This window comes from Pedobacter sp. UYP30 (assembly GCF_040547165.1).
In the GTDB taxonomy this organism is placed as follows: domain Bacteria; phylum Bacteroidota; class Bacteroidia; order Sphingobacteriales; family Sphingobacteriaceae; genus Pedobacter.
This window is the reverse complement of sequence record NZ_JBEPPD010000003.1, coordinates 1-16,758: the sequence shown is the minus strand read 5'-3', so window position 1 is coordinate 16,758 and position 16,758 is coordinate 1. Positions and strand designations below refer to the sequence as shown.

Annotated in this window: 11 protein-coding genes; 9 read left to right on the top strand and 2 right to left on the bottom strand. The window is 39.5% G+C overall.

The window, feature by feature from the left end; genetic code table 11:
- The first annotated feature begins 4 nt into the window (after positions 1–4).
- The 4 genes from ABIB40_RS04370 (at position 5) to ABIB40_RS04355 (ending at position 6,592) form a co-directional block, all read left to right on the top strand.
- Complete coding sequence (locus ABIB40_RS04370) at positions 5–1,693, top strand: DUF4983 domain-containing protein (RefSeq protein ID WP_354356369.1); 1,689 nt, start codon at positions 5–7, stop codon at positions 1,691–1,693.
- 31 nt (positions 1,694–1,724) lie between these two features.
- Positions 1,725–3,164 (top strand): PA14 domain-containing protein, encoded by a 1,440-nt coding sequence (locus ABIB40_RS04365; protein ID WP_354356367.1) that lies wholly within the window; start codon positions 1,725–1,727, stop codon positions 3,162–3,164.
- Positions 3,165–3,175: 11 nt separating this feature from the next.
- The gene (locus ABIB40_RS04360; protein ID WP_354356365.1) at positions 3,176–4,009 is read left to right on the top strand and encodes a PKD domain-containing protein; all 834 of its coding nucleotides are present in this window, start codon (positions 3,176–3,178) and stop codon (positions 4,007–4,009) included.
- A 111-nt stretch (positions 4,010–4,120) separates the two neighbouring features.
- Positions 4,121–6,592: a glutaminase family protein gene (locus ABIB40_RS04355; RefSeq protein WP_354356363.1), complete on the top strand. Its 2,472-nt coding sequence runs from the start codon at positions 4,121–4,123 to the stop codon at positions 6,590–6,592.
- Between the two features lie 243 nt (positions 6,593–6,835).
- Here the strand turns inward: ABIB40_RS04355 and dinB are convergent, their stop codons facing one another.
- Positions 6,836–7,933, bottom strand: a complete 1,098-nt coding sequence (dinB, locus tag ABIB40_RS04350) for a DNA polymerase IV (protein ID WP_354356361.1) — start codon at positions 7,931–7,933, stop codon at positions 6,836–6,838.
- Between the two features lie 112 nt (positions 7,934–8,045).
- On the bottom strand, positions 8,046–8,879 hold the full coding sequence (locus tag ABIB40_RS04345; RefSeq protein ID WP_354356360.1) for a helix-turn-helix domain-containing protein: 834 nt from the start codon (positions 8,877–8,879) through the stop codon (positions 8,046–8,048).
- Positions 8,880–9,321: 442 nt separating this feature from the next.
- Between ABIB40_RS04345 and ABIB40_RS04340 the strand changes: the two genes are divergently transcribed.
- From ABIB40_RS04340 to ABIB40_RS04320, 5 genes are all read left to right on the top strand, one after another.
- Positions 9,322–10,296, top strand: coding sequence for a hypothetical protein (locus tag ABIB40_RS04340; protein WP_354356359.1), 975 nt, complete (start codon positions 9,322–9,324; stop codon positions 10,294–10,296).
- Between the two features lie 946 nt (positions 10,297–11,242).
- Positions 11,243–13,693 (top strand): bifunctional aspartate kinase/homoserine dehydrogenase I, encoded by a 2,451-nt coding sequence (gene thrA / locus ABIB40_RS04335; protein ID WP_354356358.1) that lies wholly within the window; start codon positions 11,243–11,245, stop codon positions 13,691–13,693.
- Between the two features lie 79 nt (positions 13,694–13,772).
- Positions 13,773–14,738: a homoserine kinase gene (locus ABIB40_RS04330; RefSeq protein WP_354356357.1), complete on the top strand. Its 966-nt coding sequence runs from the start codon at positions 13,773–13,775 to the stop codon at positions 14,736–14,738.
- Positions 14,739–14,869: 131 nt separating this feature from the next.
- On the top strand, positions 14,870–16,177 hold the full coding sequence (gene thrC, locus ABIB40_RS04325; RefSeq protein ID WP_354356355.1) for a threonine synthase: 1,308 nt from the start codon (positions 14,870–14,872) through the stop codon (positions 16,175–16,177).
- A 102-nt stretch (positions 16,178–16,279) separates the two neighbouring features.
- Positions 16,280–16,678, top strand: coding sequence for a hypothetical protein (locus ABIB40_RS04320; protein WP_354356353.1), 399 nt, complete (start codon positions 16,280–16,282; stop codon positions 16,676–16,678).
- Positions 16,679–16,758 lie beyond the last annotated feature (80 nt).

Sequence of the window (16,758 nt, the reverse complement as noted above, 5' to 3'; positions counted from 1 at the left end):
CAAGATGAAAAAACATAAATTATTGTTTGGCATTTTACTTACTATAGTAACCTGCGCAACCATCTGGTCTTGTAACAAAGGCTTCGACAGGGTAATTACTGTTAAGGATGGGGGAGATACGGCCACAGTTCGTTATGGTAATAGAAAGGTATTATACCTTATTGTAGATGGAGCTAGAGGGCAATCGGTCTTAGAAGCGAATACACCAAATATTAACGCTTTGTTGCCAAATTCTATTTATAGTTGGGTATCTCTTAGCGATCCAGATTCTTTAGCTGATGTGAGCAATTATGCAAATATGCTTACTGGCGCTAAAAAGGAAAAGCATAATGTGTTGAAAAATGACCTGAGTAATAATAACTTGCTAAACTTTCCTATCATCTTTAAACGAATAAAGCAAGAATTGCCTCAAGCTCGAATTGTTTCTCACACTTCTTCGCCGCTTTTTAAAAGCTTGACAGATGGTGCGGATGTTTCTGATGTGTTGGCAGATGACGGCGCAGTAAGGGCCTCGGTTATTAATACGCTTAATTCTGATACTGCTTCTGTAATTGTTGGACATTTTACCAATGTAAAGAAAGTTGGAAAGCAAGTTGGTTTTGATAATTCTTTTCCTCAATACAAAGCTGCTATTGAGAATTTCGATACATCGGTTGGCGATATTTTGGCCGCGTTGAGAAAGAGACCGACATTTGCTACAGAAGACTGGTTGGTTGTTATTGCTTCTAGTGGGGGCGGCGCATACACATCAACTGTGCAGAGCGATCAAACTGTATTTAGTAATACTTCGGCAAATACTTTTGTGGTTTATTACAATCCCAGTTACAAACAGCGCATCATCACAAAACCTTTTACAGGGAACCGTTACCTTGGAAAAACCGTACGTATGGATAAGCAAGTAGTTCGCGCGGAGATAGATACGGCCAATGCATTTAATTTAGACGATACTACTACATTTACCATAGAGTTAAAGGTTAAGAAAAATGGTCAAAGACAGTCTTATCCAGCGGTTTTGGGTAAGCGTAACGAATGGTCTTCTGGTCATCCAAGTGTGGGCTGGGTTTTCTATTTGCAAGATGATTATTGGTTTTTTGAATGGAGAGGTGCTAAAGATGGTGACTATCACCAAGCACAGGGAGCTGTAATTAATGAAGGTAGATGGGAAACACTTACAGCGAAAAAAGAGCGTAGAGGAACGCAATATTTTTTAAGGGTTTATACAAATGGAAGCTTCAATAGCGAAGTAGAAATCACAAATTCGGGTTCATTATCGAACGATAACAAATTAAAAATGGGTTATATTAATGGACAGGGACATGGTGAGCCAGATGTGTACGTAAGTGACATTCGGTTCTTCAAAACCGCTGTACCAGATGCTGTTATAGCTAGATATTCTTGCGAGACTAGTATCAATCAAAGCCACCCATATTATAATTTTATAGTTGGGTACTGGCCTTGTACTGACGGAGTTGGAGATAAGTTTGAAGATTTAGGTCCAAGTGCAAGAAATTTTAAATTGGTTGGCCCGTATGTGTGGGAAAATTTCAACGATTTGATTTGCCCACCAGACGCTTCTATTCTTGCAAGATTTGTAATCCAAACGTCAGATATTCCAATTCAGATTACAAACTGGTTAAAGATTGCCAATAAACAAAGCTGGAATCTCGATGGACGGGTTTGGTTGGATCAATAGTCAAATAAGAAACAATTTAAAATATCATAAAATGAAGAGGTATATCTACATCGCAATCATAGGACTGGCTATTGCCTTTGTCTATTCTTGCAAGAGGTCTGAAATTCAAGACTTAAAGCTGCCAGATGCCGCTAATAGAAGTATTACTGGAGAGGGAATTGTGATCGGCGATGTGAGTAAGGATAACGCTTACGTTCAGATTCCGTTTAAAATTTCGCTATCCGGCCCAGCAGAAAAAGCATTTCAGGTTGGTATTACGTTAAACAACGATACGGTTACCGGGCTTATTAATAGTGGGGCATTAACAAATGCCGTTTTGTTACCGGCCGCCCAGGTAGAATACCCAAATGTTATAAATGTTGCTTATGGCGCTACCGAAGCTACTGGAGTGGCTACCGTGCGCTTGTTTGCGCTAGAAAGAAACTATGGTAAAAAAGTAGTTTTTGCTTTTAAACTTATCCAGCCCGGTAAGGGGAATGTTGTTGCTGGCGGAAAATCTAATATTATGGTTGTTCTAAATACTAGCGAGTATTTAAAACCCTCAGACTTGCATTACTTAAGTATTGGCAATGGCGGCATTTACAATGTAATGTACAAAGGTCCCTATATCACTTCTCTCGCAGGTGCAACAATTTACGTTCCAATTAATTTGGCCAACCAGCCCTCTGGTGCTTTTAATGTAAAGGTAGTGGATAACGTCGATACCATCGCATCCCTGAAAGCAAGTGGAGTTTTGGATGCAAATACCATTCATTTAGATTCTGGAAAATATACCATAGACACCGCCGCGCGTTTAGGTACTGGGATTTCTTATAGTGCTGTTCGAATATTTATTCCTTGGCCAACTTTCGATGCAAACATCATAGCGAACAAAAAATTTGCTTTTGTATTGCAACTTAAAAATCCAACAAACCATGTATTAGATCCTGCTAAGAAAACGGTTGTTGTGGTGGTAGACCCTAATGTAAATTTAGATAACAACTCCCAAATAATTGGAAATGGAACAGGCTTAAAAGCACAGTATTGGACAAATACCCAAGATGGCATTAATAGTGGAGTTCCTCCGTTTGCAACTCGGATAGATGCAACAATAGAGTTTAACGGAGATGGCTGGCCAGATGGCGTAAAAAATGCTGCGGGTCAAAGTTTATCTAGAGACAATTTCTCTTCGAGATGGACAGGTGAATTTTTAGCTCCTGTAAGGGGCGAATATATATTCTATCAAACCAGATGGGATGACGGAAGTAAGTTATTTATCAATGGAAAGGCCATCATAGACGACTATACCACTACGTGGGATCAACCGTCTAGAAATGCTAAAATTACCCTAGAACGCGGAGTTAAATATAAAATAGAAGCTTGGCATAGAGAGAATGTTGGTGGCCAACAGGCCTATTTAGAATATGAAGTGCCATCTGTAATAGACGGTAAACGCATTGTTCCAAAAAGTCAGTTATTCCCAGCACCATAAACTAAACAAATATGAAAACGAATTTTGAAAAAATAGTTATTGGTTTGCCACTGTTGTTGCTATTGGTAATAGCTATGGTGAAATGTAAAAAAGACGCTCCACCGCCGCCTCCGGTAGTCGATGAAGCTAAGCCAACGGCTAAGTTTGAGATAGTACTGCCAGATTCTGCAAAGTTTTTGCAGTTTGAGTTTACCCAATCGTCTACCAATTACAAAGAGTTTTTATGGCAATTTGGAGACGACAGTACGTCGGTTGCAGAAAACCCGAAACATGCATACAGATTTCCTGGCACTTACCATGTGGTGTTAACTACAACCAATGGACAGGGGTATAAAGCTAGTCAAGAAATATTCCTTAAAGTGGTAGACCCCAACTTTGATCCAACAAAAATTGGAGAGAACTATATTTCTACGGTTGGTGGTACCTTATCTGTTACTAGAGATAGTGGTGGCGGGGCAAATGGAAATGAAGGGTCGCAAAAGTTGATTGATGGTGACCTGGGGAGTAAATTCTTGCAGGATGGTTTTGACGGAACGCTAAAATGTACGTTCGAGCTAGACACGCCAAAAGTTGTGGGCGCATATACCTTAACTTCTGCAAATGATGGAAATGACAGAGATCCCAGATTTTGGATTTTTCAGGGTTCTTTAGACGGTATTCAATATCGAGATCTGCATACAATTACCCGATGTCCCTGGGCAAATAATGACGACAGAAGAGTGACCAGAAGATTTTATTTCGACAATTTTGTTGCTTATAAATTTTATAGAATTTATTTCAAAGCAAACAGAGGTTCTAGGTTATTTCAAATGGCAGAATGGACAATCAACAAGAAACAACCATAACGTTTATCTAAGTTAAAAAACTAATAGTTTAATACCTGAGCCAATGCTCGGGTATTTTTTTATTTAACAATCGAAAAGAATTTTATCATTTCTAATAAATTGAAACACAAAATGAAACACACACGAAACCTTAAATTACCAGGCCTTATTCTCTTAACATTATGCTGCTTTGCAGCATTTGCACAAGAACGAAAAGCGCCATCTTATCCTTTAATAACGCACAATACCTATTTTAGCATTTGGTCTAATACCGATAAGCTAAATGAATCTAACACGACACATTGGACCGGCAAAGATCAGTCTTTAACTGGTCTTATCAGTGTAGATGGCAATGTGTATCGTTTTATGGGAGCAGAAACCGTTAATTATAAAACTATTTTGCCAGCAACGGATGAAGCGGCTTTTAAAGTGCATTACACCGAACAAGAACCAACAAAAGGTTGGGACGATGTTGATTTCGATACTAAAGGATGGAAAGTGGGCCAGTCTCCGATTGGAGATAACCCTAAAGGGGTAAAAACATTATGGAACAGCGATAATATTTGGGTTAGAAGAAGTTTCGACCTTTCTAATGCCAAGGATTTAAAGAATCTATTTTTAAAACTGAACCACGACGACAATGTGGAAGTATTTTTAAACGGAAACAAAATTTACAAAAAGCAAGGCTGGACCCAAGGTTTTGAAATGATTCCTCTTGGGAGAGCAGAAGCTGGATATTTAAAGGACGGAAAAAATGTACTTGCCATTCATTTGATGAACAGTGCCGGAGGCCGATATCTAGATTTTGGTTTGGTAGAAAAAATAGAAGTTGAAGGAAAACCAATGCAATTGGCCAAGCAAGAAAGCGTAGACCTTAATGCCACACAAACAATATATAAGTTTACTTGTGGAGCTGTAGATCTAAAATTGGCATTCACTTCTCCACTTTTAATGAATGATCTGGGAATTTTAGCTAGACCAGTTTCATACACTTCTTATTCAGTAAACGCAAACGATGGCAAAAACCATCAAGTTAAGGTTTTTCTGGGCGCTTCAACCGACATCGCTGTAGACCAGCCAAATCAAAAAGTTACCACTAAACAATACAATACCGCAAAACTCTCTATTTTAAAAGCCGGAACTATAGAACAACCCATTCTACAAAAAACAGGTGATGATAGAAGAATTGATTGGGGCTATTTTTGCGTAGCAGTTCCGAAAGGTAACGATGCTGTTCAGTTTATTACCAATCAGAAAGAAGCAGTTAGCACATTTGTTAACAATAAAACAACTTCTACAGCTAAAAAGGGCAAGTCTCTCTCGTTAAACACAATATTGTCTTTCGGGTCAGTGGGTGAAAAGCCGGTAGAAAAAATGATTGAGTTAGGTTATGACGAGATTTATTCAGTAGAGTATTTTAATACCAAACTTAGACCATGGTGGAATACATCTGGCAAGGAAACCATCGAAAGCCAATTAACCGATGCCTACAATGATTATGCTAGCGTATTAAAAAAATGTGATGACTTTAATAAGAGTATGTATGCAGAAGCTTTAAATGCCGGAGGAAAAAAGTATGCAGATCTTTGCGTACTGGCGTATCGCCAAAGCATTGCTGCACATACCTTGGTTAAAAGCCCAGATCATGAGATCTTGTGGTTATCAAAAGAGAATAATAGTGGCGGTTTCATCAATACAGTAGATGTTACTTATCCGTCTGCACCTTTGTATTTAATTTACAATCCAGAATTATTGCAAGGTATGCTAAGTGGTATTTTTCATTTTAGCGAAAGCGGGAAATATCCTCATCCTTGGGCAGCACACGATTTAGGTACTTACCCACTTGCAAATGGACAAACTTATGGCGAACCTATGCCGATAGAAGAGTCGGGCAATATGATTATTCTTACAGCTGCCATTGCTAAAGCAGAAGGAAATGCAAAATATGCAGAAAAGCATTGGAAGACACTATCTATTTGGGCCAAATACTTAAGTGATGAAGGATTAGATCCCAAGACACAACTTTGTACCGACGATTTTGCTGGTCATTTGGCAAGTAACGCCAACCTATCTGTAAAAGCTATTGTGGGGATTGCCTGTTATGCACAAATGGCACAAACGCTAGGCAAACAAGAAACAGCCAAAGAATACAGGGCAATTGCAGAAGGAATGGTTAAAAAATGGATGAAAATGGCAGATGCAGGCGATCACTATGCTTTAACTTTTAATGATAAAAATACTTGGAGCCAAAAGTACAACTTGGTTTGGGATAAAGTATTAGATTTAAAATTGTTTCCACAAAGTGTTTACAACACAGAAATTAACTATTATTTAACCAAACAAAACAAATTTGGGCTACCGCTTGATAGTAGAAAAGCTTATACCAAAAACGATTGGATTTTATGGTCAGCAACGTTTGCGCCAACTCAGCAAGATTTTGAAAAATTGATTGATCCAGTTTACAAATTTGCGTTAGAAACAGAATCTAGGGTTCCGTTAAATGATTTTTACGATTCTAATACCGGCATTAGAGAGAATTTTAAAGCCCGTAGTGTTGTCGGCGGATTTTTTATGAAAATGCTCGAAAAGAAAATGAATAAGTAAGGCTTTTTTTTTGCAAATTTTTTAAAGGCCTTGCAACTGCGAGGCCTTTTTTATTTCTGAAGCTTTAGTTTTAAAACTTAAATTCGCCATCCATTTCGTCCGTGCCGCCCTTTCGTCCCGCGCGCCGTGATTTCGACGGTAGTAGAAATCTCACGTGCTATTCCAATACGCCTATGCAGAGTTAGTTGTGAGACCTCTCGCTGCGCTCGACGTGACGAGTACCGGCAATCTATCGCACCCAGCTTAAAAGTCGAATTCTAGCTGAATGATCTGTTCTTCGGTTAAGTTTTTTGCTTTAAAGCCAGAAATTGATATGCCCAACAAGCGCACGTCTTGCACTTTTAAGTCTATGAAACTCAAGAGCTCGGCGGTATGCTGATAAATAATCGGCTGTTCGTTAAAGGCCATTTGTATCGTTTTGCTACGCGTGATGATGGTAAAATCTCCGAATTTTACTTTTAGCGTAATCGTTCTCCCTTGTAAAAATTGTTTCTTCAACCGATTTGATAGCGTCTCGCTAAGCTGAGCCAAAATACTACGCAATACCACATAATCGCTTGTATTTTCGGTTAGGGTATCTTCTACACTTACTGATTTTGTTGCTCTGTGTGGTCTAACCGGTCTATTGTCTACTCCTCTAACCACATGGTAGTAGTAGTTGCCAGCTTTGCCAAAAATAGCTTTAAGCTGCGCTTCCGAAAGTCTCTTTAGGTCTGCTCCGGTAACTATTTGCATCGCTTTCATTTTTGCCGCGGTCACTTTACCGATGCCATAAAATTTCTCAATCGGCAGCCGTTCCATAAAACTGTTAATTTTAGATGGGCCTATAAAAGTGAGACCGTCTGGCTTTTCCAAGTCTGATGCAACTTTGGCTACAAATTTATTTACAGATATTCCGGCAGATGCGTTTAAATTCAGTTCTGATTTGATGGCTTTTTTAATTGAACTTGCAATTTCTAAGGCCGAACCTATGCCGAGTTTATCTTCGGTTACATCCAGATACGCTTCGTCAAGTGACAGCGGCTCGACCAAATCTGTATACCGAAAAAAGATAGAGCGGATGCCTTTTGAAACCTCTTTATACACATCGAATCGTGGATAGACAAATATCGCTGTAGGGCATAGCCGATATGCTTGACTACATGGCATTGCCGATTTTATTCCAAATTGGCGAGCTTCGTAACTGGCTGCTGCCACTACACCTCTACTATCTGGCATACCACCAACAACAAGTGGTTTACCTCTATACTCGGGAAAATCTCGCTGTTCTACAGAAGCGTAAAAAGCGTCCATATCCACGTGTATAATTTTTCTGAAAGGTTGAGTAACAGTATTGGCCATGTTCATCAAAATTACAGATTTTTGTCCGCGCAATACATAGAAAATTTCTGCAATTGCAAGATAACCCCAACAACTGACCAGTCATTTAAACTGGGTTTTTTCCTAAGGGAACTTATAGGAATACATCTTCCAAAGTTCGGAAACGAACAGAACTTATCACTTCCTTTTCCGTTAACAAACCCGGGGTGGATCCTGTAAAAAACTTAAAATCTCTAATAAGGTGCATCTGGTCAAAATACCCACATTGATAGGTAATACTGGACCAAGATTTATTAGGAAATAACTCCTTTAGTTTATACGCATAAGAGAATCTGATCATCTTAGCATAGGTTTTGGGCGAGAGACCAATCCGCTTTAACGACTCTCTTTCAAATTGTTTTAACGATAGGCAGGCACGCATCGCTACAGACTCGATGCGTGAATTCCCCGTATTTCTTACAAGCTCCAACATAGCCATATCGAATGGCAAAGCTGGCTTTAAAAATTGCAATTTGTCCAACAAATATTTTTGGATAATCTGATTTTTTAGGTCGTCGGTTTTTGCATTCCTTAATCGGTCTGTAACCACATCAACCTCAGCTCCTAATACCAACCTGGCATCGTAGTCTTTATCTACAATAGTATGTAAAGGTATTCCCAAAAGCCTATACATGCCGCTCGGTTTAAGACAGACGACTACATCTTTATGTTTACTCCCTAGATTGAGTGTTACCGGCGTTGTTTGCGGCCCAATAATCATTGAGCGAGACTTTAGTTCAAAGTCCTCCCCGTATTTTTTTACCAAAACTTTATCTTCCAAATAGAAACATAGAAACCGGGTGTGGGTTGGAACGAACGTATAGATTGGGGAAATGTCTTTTTCTACAGAAAAATCTACTGTGGTTACTGTAATGTTATCCACAAACTCTCTTAATGCTGGGTGAGGAAGGTAAACTGAGTGAACCATATATTCAATCCTATTGGTGAGGTTAGTGGATAGGCTGCATAAAGATAGCTAAAATTGGTTGGCTATTTTAAAATTTACATCGAAATTGAATTGAACCAAAGGTATTGAATTGCATGGGGTTAGCTAAAGATTAGCTGGGTTATTGCCAAAAAGGCTGACATAAGGTGTTTTGCAAACTTTTAGGTAAATCGGTCGTCAGTCAGAGCTTATCGAAGGCCTTACAAAAGTCTAAAATTAATAGCTTCGCTAAATGATTACGCATCTCGCCGGATAGTTTGGTGCCTTTTGCAAGCGAGATCGATATCCATGAATTTAAATAAAATGTCGTTTTTGTACTATGTTTTCGAGAAGTCTGCTCATAATTTTGTGGACAAATAACATTTAGAAAAGGGACTAAATAGACCGAAAACCATAATGCTAACAGTTAACAACAACCTTATTTATGAAAAAGTTTAATTTTTACATCATCGCACTAATATCCGTTTTCTTTCTCGTCTCTTGCGGAAAAGAAGGCGCTGTTGGGCCAACGGGCGCTGGTGGCGTGCAGGGGGCGATAGGTGCTGCGGGACCTAAAGGTGCAAATGGGCAAGAGGGAAGTATCATTTATAGCGGCACCACAGTACCTGCCACCGCAATTGGTAAAGTAGGCGACTATTATTTAAATAAAACCACGTCCCTACTATATGGGCCAAAAGCTGCTGCTGGTTGGGGTACGGGTTTATCGTTAAAAGGTGCGACCGGTGCCAAAGGATCCGCCGGAAGTAACATATACAAAGGAGCCGTTGTGCCAGCCGCTGGCTTAGGCGCTAATGGTGATTTCTACCTCAATAGTACTTCCTACTTGCTTTATGGGCCCAAAACCGCAGCTGGCTGGGGCGTACCCATAAGTTTACGAGGCCCTGCCGGGCCGCAAGGGCCAGAGGGAAACGCGAACGTAAAAACAGATGTATTTTCTTTAACAAACAGTGACTGGCTTTGGAATTCAAGTTATTCGTTTAGATCCTCTCCAGGTGTTGGTTCTTCTTATTTCACGCGTTACTACCTAAGAAACAATAATTCCATTACACAAGCTGTGCTTGATAGAGGCATGGTGTTGGTTTATTTTACCCCAAATTACGCCAATACCAACCAATGGTCGCCGTTACCTTACCAGTTTACCGACTTCAGCTTAGGTTTTGACTACAACATTGCGTTTGAAACATCGCGAGGCAGTGTTAAGCTTCACTATTTCTTTGTCAGACGAGATGCCACAGCAGTTCTCCCCGAATTGTCTACTTATAATATTGCGAATTATAAATTTAAAATTGTGGCAGTTAGCGGCGAGCTCGGAACCTTTATGGTGGCACATCACATTGACCTGAGCAATTATAAGGATGTAAGTAAAGTTACGGGCCTATGGCAACAAGATAAAAATTAGTTAGCAGTTCCAATAGTTTAAAAGCCGTTTCGGATAATCTCTTAGGCGGCTTTTTTGTGCCAGTTATATGAATTAATGTTTTGCTGCGCCTTTAAGAATTGGGGAGTAAGTGAATTTTTTTTACTATGGTTACTATCTTTTCAGACTATTAGCTCCAAAAGTCTAAAATTCAAATACTTATGGCTTGTTTAAGTTTTGATAATAAAATTGCTATAGCAACTAGGTAAGGCCGGCCTTGCAATTGTCGGAGGAAAAACGCCCAAGGCTGCTCGGAGAGAATTGCTGGGTTACTCAAAACAAGAGGATTCACAGCAGTTCGCAAGAAAAAGGCATCGAATAATCTATAATAGGCAACTCTTTGAATTCAACCCAAAGAGTGCCAGCGTTGATTTTATTTGTCAGCCTTTATTGTCTTAATTCCATTCATGAGCTCGTAGAAATGCTCGGATTTGCTGCTTTTTTGTCAAAGAAAAAAAGCACTTCCGTCTAGACGGCATAGCGCTGGGTAAAGCAGAGGCCTATTGTGGCAAGGTCAAAGACGGCAGAGAAAAACGAGATGCAATTATCTTCAAAAGTAACAAATCACAAAAAAAGTAAATGATAGCTATTCTAAGTACTCTTTTAATCAGGAGTTTCATAAATAAAACCGTAAAGTTTAAACAGGCCCTAAATAATATCCGCAACAATGTTATTTTTTGATAGAATAGGTCAATTTGTTAGAAAACTTTAAATAAAAAGAGAAATCATTTGCAATTGCCAGAAATAATCTGCTATTTTACGCTTCGATAAAAACATTAAAGATGATTAGTAATTTTTCAATTATAACAACCATAATTATTACCGGCGGGATTTACGAGCGGGACTAATTTGTTGTACTTTGGAAAAACATAAACATACAGAAGACGTCCCGATAAACAATCGGGGCGTTTTTTTTTAACATTAAATTATGAAAATTTTAAAGTTCGGCGGAACATCTGTAGGCACAGCCGAAAACATAAGGACTTTATTGGGCATTGTTGCTGAAGAAGCAGCAGATGAAAAGCCAGTTGTGGTTTTGTCTGCCATGAGCGGTGTTACTAATTTGCTTGCCGAAATGGCCGAAAAAGCAGAACGTGGGGAAGAGTATGATGTTTTTTTAAAAGAAATAGAAGCTAAGCACTTTGCGGTAATTAGAGCGCTTTTGCCAGCTGCCGCTCAAAATCCAGTTTTTACAAAGCTGAAAATATTTTTTAATGAGCTAGAAGATTTATTGTTGGCCGTAAATAACTTAAGGGAACTTAGCCTACAAACCAAGGACCATATTTTAAGTTATGGCGAACGCTGCTCTACGTTTATGGTGGCACACATTGCCTCTCAAAAATTAAAAGCCGCTATTTTTGTAGAAGGATCTGACTTAATTAAAACCGACAATAATTTTGGTCAGGCAAAGGTTGATACAGCGCTCTCCGAACTGTTGATTAGCGATTTTTATCATGCCCACGCAGACAACGTTCTTTTCGTTACCGGATTTATCGCCAGCAATATTGAGGGCAGAATGACCACACTTGGCCGCGGAGGCTCTGATTATACCGCAGCTATTTGGGGCTCTGCGATAAAAGCTAGCGAAATACAAATCTGGACAGATGTTAATGGAATGATGACTGCAGACCCAAGAATGGTTAGAAAAGCTTTTTCGTTGCCCGAGCTAAGTTATACCGAAGCCATGGAGCTGAGCTACTTTGGTGCGAAGGTTATCTATCCGCCAACGATGATTCCGGCCTTTCTGAAAAAAATTCCGATTGTCATTAAAAATACATTTCAGCCAGCTTTTGGTGGCACCTACATAAGAAGCGATGTAAAAACTTCTAAACTACCAATTAAAGGAATTTCGTCCATCAATCAGATCAGCATCATCAACCTTACCGGCAGTGGCATGGTTGGCAAAGCGGGTTTTAGCGGGAGATTGTTTTCTCTATTATCGCGGGAGCAAATTAACATTGTACTCATTACGCAATCTAGCTCTGAACATAGCATTACCTTTGCTGTAAAGCCTAGCGATGCCCAAACCGCTGTAAACTTTATAAAAAAAGAATTCGAATTGGAACTGGAAGCTAAGAAACTGGAATATCCGGTGGTAGAAAACAGCTTATCGGTTCTAGCCATAGTGGGCGAAAACATGAAACGTACGCCAGGTATAAGTGGCCGCTTGTTCCATTCTTTGGGCAGAAACGGAATAAACGTTCGCGCCATTGCGCAGGGAAGTTCAGAATATAATATCTCGGTGATCATTTCTGCAGCCGATCTTTCGAAGGCGGTAAATGCAGTGCATGATGCCTTTTTTACCAATTTAAAAAGAACACTAAACATTTTTTGTTTGGGAACGGGAAATATTGGAAAGACTTTGTTTAATCAACTAAAAGAACAAATGCCGTTCTTGGCCGAAAACAATGATTTGCACGTTAAGGTAGTCGGCATTAGCAATACGCGCAAAATGGTTTTTGATGCCGATGGATTATCTCTAGACAATTGGGAAGCCCATTTAACTGAACATGGACAAGCAGCGGAACTACATAGTTTTATCCAGCAGATGAGGGATTTAAACTTGCCAAATTGCGTTTTTGTAGACAATACGGCTAGCGAGGTGCCAATTAGTTTTTATCAAAAGATTTTTGAAAGTAGTATTTCTATTGTCACCTGCAATAAAAAAGGAAACTCGGCAAGTTTTGCACAATACAAATCTTTTAGAGATACTGCCAGAACATTTGGTGTAGATTTTTACTACGAAACAAATGTAGGTGCAGGTCTTCCAATCATAAGAACATTAAAAGAATTGATGGTAAGTGGCGATAAAGTTGCAAGGATTGAAGCCATCTTGTCGGGTACCATTTCCTATATCTTTAACAATTTTAAAGGTGAAGCGGGTTTTTACGAAACGGTAAAAGAAGCGCAAGAGCTCGGCTATACCGAACCGGACCCAAGGGATGATTTAAACGGAAAAGATTTTATGCGTAAAATGCTCATCTTGGCTCGAGATGCAGGTTATCCGTTAGAAGCAGAAAACGTGAAAATTGATAATATTTTGCCCGATGATTGTTTAAACGCCACAAGTGTAGAAGATTTCTACGTGCAACTTAAAGCGAACGCCAGCTATTTCGAAGATTTAAAAAATAGGGCAAAAAAAGAGAATAAAGTGTTGCGCTATATTGGCCAATTAGAAAATGGCGAAGTATCTATTGGTTTGCAAATGGTCGATGACAGCCACCCTTTTTACATGCTTTCGGGCAGCGATAATATCATATCTTTTACAACAGATAGATACAAAAGTAGGCCATTGGTAGTTAAAGGACCCGGCGCAGGCGCAGAGGTTACAGCCGCAGGCGTGTTTGCAGATATTATAAATGTGGGGTCGAACCACTAATCCCCCGCCCCCTTAAGAGAAAACCCAGCCCCTAAAGGGGAGTAGTAAATTGGATAAAAAACAAATTATAAAATTATAAATGAGCGATAGAAAGTCAAAGTTCCCTTTAGGGGATTTAGGGGTGGTAAAAGTTTTTGCACCTGCAACAGTTGCGAATGTAGTTTGCGGTTTCGATGTACTGGGTTTTGCGGTAAACGAACCTGGCGATGTGGTAGAAATGAAGTTAACAAATACGCCAGGAGTTATTATTACGAAAATAACCGGAGACGATGGAAGGTTGCCAATGGCCTCAGAAAAAAATACCGTGAGTGCCAGCGTGCAACATTATTTAAAACACATCAATAGGTTAGATGTGGGCGTAGAAATAGAGCTGCATAAAAAAATGCCTATTGGTAGCGGCCTTGGTTCTAGTTCTGCAAGCACGGTGGCGGGATTATTTGCCATAAACAATTTAATGGGCAAGCTGCTAACCGCAAAAGAGTTGGTTCCATTTGCCATGAAAGGCGAAGAGTTGGCCTGCGGTTATGGGCATGCAGACAATGTTGCACCCGCTTTATTGGGTGGTTTTGTGTTGATTAGAAGTTACGACCCATTGGATGTAATCTCGCTCCCAACCCCGCCAAATATGTTTGCCGCAATTGTGTACCCCGAGGTTGATGTACCAACAAAAGATGCACGCCAAATGATTAAAAGCAAAGTGCTCTTAAAAGATGCCGTTACCCAATGGGGCAACGTTGCCGGATTGGTAAGCGGGCTGTTTATGCAAGATTTCGAATTGATTGGCCGCAGCATGAAAGATGTTTTGATAGAGCCTACGCGTTCTATATTAATTCCTGGATTTGACGATTTAAGAAAACTTGCGATGGACCACGGCGCAATAGGTTTTGGTATTTCTGGCTCAGGGCCTTCTGTATTTGCATTGACCAAAGACAAAGAAACTGCCGATAAAATTGTTCAGCAACAACAACAACATTTAAAAAATTTGGAAATCAACAGCAAAGCTTTTGTTTCAGCAGTAAACGCCGAAGGGCCAAGAATACTTTAGAGAAGTTAAAATTTTAAAAATTAAAATCGAAGCCTGTTGAAGCATATTTTAAAAAAGGTCTTCGATAAACTCAGACTGACAGTCGAATTAAATTTAAACAGCTCCTTACTTATTTTCTATTTAACAAGCGTATGAAACTGTATAGCACCAACAATAAAAACCACTTTGTTTCTTTTAAAGATGCCGTTTTCAACAGTCTTCCTTTAGATAAAGGCCTTTACATGCCAGAAATCATTCCGCAGTTAACACCTTCGTTTATCGATACCATTCAAGATAAATCGTTGCAAGAGATTGCGTTTGAAGTAGCCTCTACCCTTTTGAAGGATGAAATTCCGGCGGCAGATTTAAAAACCATCATAAATGAGGCCATCAACTTTGATGCTCCTGCCGTAAAGCTTGATGAAAATACTTTTGTGTTGGAGCTTTTCCATGGCCCTTCGCTTGCTTTTAAAGATTTCGGCGCCCGGTTTATGAGTCGTGTGATGGGTTATTTTCTACGTGCCGATGAAAAGTTATTAGATGTATTGGTAGCCACTTCTGGAGACACAGGCGGTGCTGTTGCACTGGGTTTTTTAAACGTTGATAACACTAGGGTTACGATACTCTATCCAAAAGGAAAAGTTAGCGAAATACAAGAGTTGCAACTTACTACTAACGGCCATAACATACGTGCGATAGAAATAGACGGCACTTTTGATGATTGCCAAGCTTTGGTTAAGCAAGCCTTTGGCGATGCAGAATTAAACGCCAAACTTAGGCTCACCTCTGCAAATTCTATTAATATTGCACGACTGATTCCGCAAACATTCTACTATTTTTATGCCTACGCACAGTTAAAAAAGCAAGGGTTTACCGATGTTATTTTTTCCGTACCAAGCGGAAATTTTGGTAACATTGGCGCGGGCATTATGGCCTATAAAATGGGCTTGCCCGTTAAACAATTTATAGCAGCCACCAATGTAAACGATACCGTACCACGGTTTTTAAAAACAGGTATTTATGAGGCTAAACCCTCGGTACAAACCTACTCAAATGCCATGGATGTAGGTGCGCCAAGTAATTGGGTAAGGATTATGGACCTGTTTGGAGAAGAGGCAGCACAATTAAAAAGTATTATTTCTTCTGAAAGTTTTACCGACGAGCAAACTTTTGCAAGTATTATAGAAATTTTCGACAAATATAATTATGTCGCTTGCCCGCACACTGCTATTGCCTATCTCGCCATCCAGAATTACCGGGCAGAGCACCCAAAAAATCAAAGTGCTACCGTCTTCCTTTCTACTGCCCATGCCTGTAAGTTCCCCGATATTTTTCCTAAAAATATCGCCGAAAAGATAGAAATTCCTGTGCAAGTTTCAGAATTAGCGCATAAAGCAAAACTTGTAGATAACTTAGGTATTGATTTTGAAGGATTCAAGAACTACTTATTGAACAGATAAAAATTTCTATTTATAGGATATTTATGTAGGCAAACAATGTGCTCGGTCTTATTGTTCATTATTGGCAAGGCTTGAATTTCTCAACATGCGCTAACCAAACACATGACACAATTTACTCCTACAACAATATTCTCCAACCAATTTTTAACTTCTATTGAAGAAAGTTATAAGAATTTCGTAGCCCAATTGCCAAGTATTTTACTTGGCATTTTGGTTATCGCTTTGGGTATTTTTCTTTCGGGCAAAATTGCTCAACTGTTCAGCAAAACCATCCGTAACAAAACGGAAGATCCAATTATGACCAATTTCTTGAGCAAAAGCATCAAGATTATACTCATTATTTTGGTAATCTTACTTGGTTTAAAAGTAGCAAAGTTAGACGGCATATCTACCGCCTTGGCAACCGCTGCAGGTGCTTCTGCAGTGATTATCGGCTTTGCTTTTAAAGATATTGGGGAAAATTTCCTTGCGGGAATTATTTTATCCCTTGAATTCAAGTAATAAATGCAACAGGGTTTAAAAGTAGCCGGTACGGCTTTTTTGCCCTAGGGCAAAAAAGCCGTACCGGCTGGGGCGAAAAA